We start from the raw sequence: 2,315 nt of genomic DNA, 5'->3' as shown, positions 1-2,315 counted from the left end.
TCAACAGCCCGCCGTAAATCCCCCTCAACCTGTTGCAAAGCAATTGCCACCCGCCGTTGCGCAACCGGCTCCATCTTTGCTAATTTTAACAACTGCGCTTGATTATCCGCCAAGGCTGTCCCCCGCAAAACAGACCGCAACTCCGGCTGTAAATGTTGGGAAATGCGATTGAGGAGTTTCACTGACTCCTTCGATAAACCAATACGATCTGCTACATGTTTGGCAAAGTGCAAACTTTGCATTTTGCCATTCAAGTCACCTTCATTTGGCAAAGGTGCAACTTGACCCTTTGCCACTTTGTCCCCTTCACACCCGATTTTATTGTCATTTGAAGAGGCATTATCACTGATTTGAGCAATAGGGTAAACTTTACCCAATTGCTCTTTTTTGGCTTTATGTTGATTACTACCGTCCCCACCAACCTTAATCTCCCCATACTTTTTTTCCCACAATTCGCGGTAAGTCTGGACAAAAAGCGCACGATCAATAACAGACAATTCATTGCGAAAGAGGTTTTCAGCAACCTCTAAAAGCGCGGCATTGTCCTTATCAGCCTGCACCACAACCGCATCGATTTCGCTATAGCCCAAAAGCTCCGCAGCACGAAGCCGATGCGCACCAGCTATAAGTGTGTAATTGCCCTCTTTAGCATTGGGGGTATAGCGCACCGTAATCGGATTCATCAATCCCTCCCGCGCCATTGATTGTGCAAGTGCCTTGGCATGCTCATCATCCACAGGGCGTATACGCTCCGGCACCACAATCACATCAAGAGCAAGCTTTTGAAACTGTGCCATCACGCCGCCGCCTTTCTGATCTCTTTAAAGAATAAATCCATCGCACGCCCCGCCCATCTTTGATAAGCTTTCGCAAAAACGGGTTCTTCCAAACGCCGGTTAATCACTTGCAGTGATAGAGAAATAGAAGTCCGCTGACGTGCCTGTATCGCAACAATACGCCGCCGCGGCACCTCAAACTGATAATGCAAGATATGAATAACAATCTGCCGTGCTAACGCCGCATCAAATAAGCCATGCGGTGGGTCAATAATATACCGGATCGGCAGATGCTTAAATCCACTACTCACTGCTTTTAAAGAACAGGAAAGCATCACCTGTAAACGTTCAACTTCTGAATAAGGATTAACGATATCGTTTCTGACATCTGGGGTCCATAAATTACAAGCAGCAACCATAACCACCCCCTATAAAAATAATATGACACCCCCCTAATCGCCAGAACCAACCCATCCAAACGGCTGTTCTATGATGCAACTCTATGCAATTTATCTTGCCCATTTTGTATTGATCTTTAGACATTGATAAACCTTTTTATCTTATGGTATTTAAATTCATGGCAAATGCGCAAAAACGCAAAGCCGTGTAACGAAATTCAAGCAGCATTCCCACGCAAAGCAGAATGCGCACGCGAATCTGTGTTGGCATGTTTTGCTGCTTTAAAAATGCGACGGCGACTTTTGGGGTAGCGGTCGCTAAAAACTTGCTCAACGGGCAAACCGATAAAATCGGCAATAGCGCGTTCGGCTTTCTCGTTAGACCGTGTCCAAATGTGTTGAACACTGGATGACGATAGTTGATAAGCTTTCGCGAGCTCCGCCAAGGTCATATTACGGCGGCGTAGCTCAGCTAAAATACTATGGCGATCCCATACTTGTGTGATAGTCATAAACTTCGCTCCTGCTTCAAACGGATGCTCCCACATCCGTTTTTTGTGGGGTTAATTGTAGAATATCTGCCCTCTATATCGGGCGGTAATATGAGGTATACGCCAAATATCTGTCTTTGTAAACAGTTTTTTGGCGTTTGGAGTGATTTTTTTTGGCACGTCCTGAAAAAGAACCTAAAACAGAACTCGCAAAACGATTGCGTGAAATAAGACGAGTACTCGGAAATGAAGAACGCGGTGCTTTTGCGCAACGCCTTAATTTACAACGCACTACTCTTGCCAATTATGAAATCGGAGCACACGAACCAACATCCTCAGCAATTAACGCCTATCATAGAGTCTATAACATTAATCCTCATTGGCTCGTTACGGGTGAAGGTGAAATGTTTAGTGACATGGCAAAAGCGAAAGCAGCGGGTTTTAAACCACAAACTATCCCTGCTGGTCTCATGAAAAAACTTGGTCGCATAGCTTATACAACTTATCGCGATGCAAATATAAAACTCCCCCCTGAAGATATAGCGGAATTAGCGGCAGAGCTTTGTATAAAGTTGCAAGAGCTTGTTCAAGACATCAACGACATGGAAGAGGTCGAAGCGACTTTCCCTCTTCTTAAAATTCATTTAAAG

General features: G+C 44.9%; 5 protein-coding genes. 1 reads left to right on the top strand and 4 read right to left on the bottom strand.

The window, feature by feature from the left end; genetic code table 11:
• From ACFIKY_RS08890 to ACFIKY_RS08875, 4 genes are all read right to left on the bottom strand, one after another.
• The coding region (locus ACFIKY_RS08890) for a ParB/RepB/Spo0J family partition protein (RefSeq protein WP_375661727.1) at positions 1-797 on the bottom strand (797 nt) is incomplete at its 3' end.
• The gene (locus ACFIKY_RS08885) at positions 797-1,195 is read right to left on the bottom strand and encodes a hypothetical protein (RefSeq protein ID WP_375661726.1); all 399 of its coding nucleotides are present in this window, start codon (positions 1,193-1,195) and stop codon (positions 797-799) included. The genes ACFIKY_RS08890 and ACFIKY_RS08885, both read right to left, overlap by 1 nt.
• A complete protein-coding gene (locus tag ACFIKY_RS08880; RefSeq protein WP_375661725.1) occupies positions 1,179-1,319 on the bottom strand; it encodes a hypothetical protein in 141 nt (46 codons plus the stop codon). The genes ACFIKY_RS08885 and ACFIKY_RS08880 overlap by 17 nt, the downstream gene beginning before the upstream one ends.
• A 73-nt stretch (positions 1,320-1,392) precedes the next feature.
• Positions 1,393-1,686: a helix-turn-helix transcriptional regulator gene (locus ACFIKY_RS08875; RefSeq protein ID WP_183194530.1), complete on the bottom strand. Its 294-nt coding sequence runs from the start codon at positions 1,684-1,686 to the stop codon at positions 1,393-1,395.
• A 152-nt stretch (positions 1,687-1,838) separates the two neighbouring features.
• Between ACFIKY_RS08875 and ACFIKY_RS08870 the strand changes: the two genes are divergently transcribed.
• Positions 1,839-2,315 (top strand): helix-turn-helix domain-containing protein (locus ACFIKY_RS08870; RefSeq protein ID WP_375661724.1); only part of this gene is annotated, 477 nt, incomplete at its 3' end.

It is taken from the genome of Bartonella sp. CR127HXZ (assembly GCF_042194555.1).
Lineage (GTDB): Bacteria > Pseudomonadota > Alphaproteobacteria > Rhizobiales > Rhizobiaceae > Bartonella > Bartonella grahamii.
Note: the sequence above shows the minus strand (reverse complement) of the source record. Positions and strands in the feature narration are given on the sequence as shown.

Bases quoted from the DNA above. Each gene is read 5' to 3' on its own strand.
- ACFIKY_RS08885 (WP_375661726.1), bottom strand. From the start codon at position 1,195: ATGGTTGCTGCTTGTAATTTATGGACCCCAGATGTCAGAAACGATATC.
- ACFIKY_RS08880 (WP_375661725.1), bottom strand. From the start codon at position 1,319: ATGTCTAAAGATCAATACAAAATGGGCAAGATAAATTGCATAGAGTTG.
- ACFIKY_RS08875 (WP_183194530.1), bottom strand. From the start codon at position 1,686: ATGACTATCACACAAGTATGGGATCGCCATAGTATTTTAGCTGAGCTA.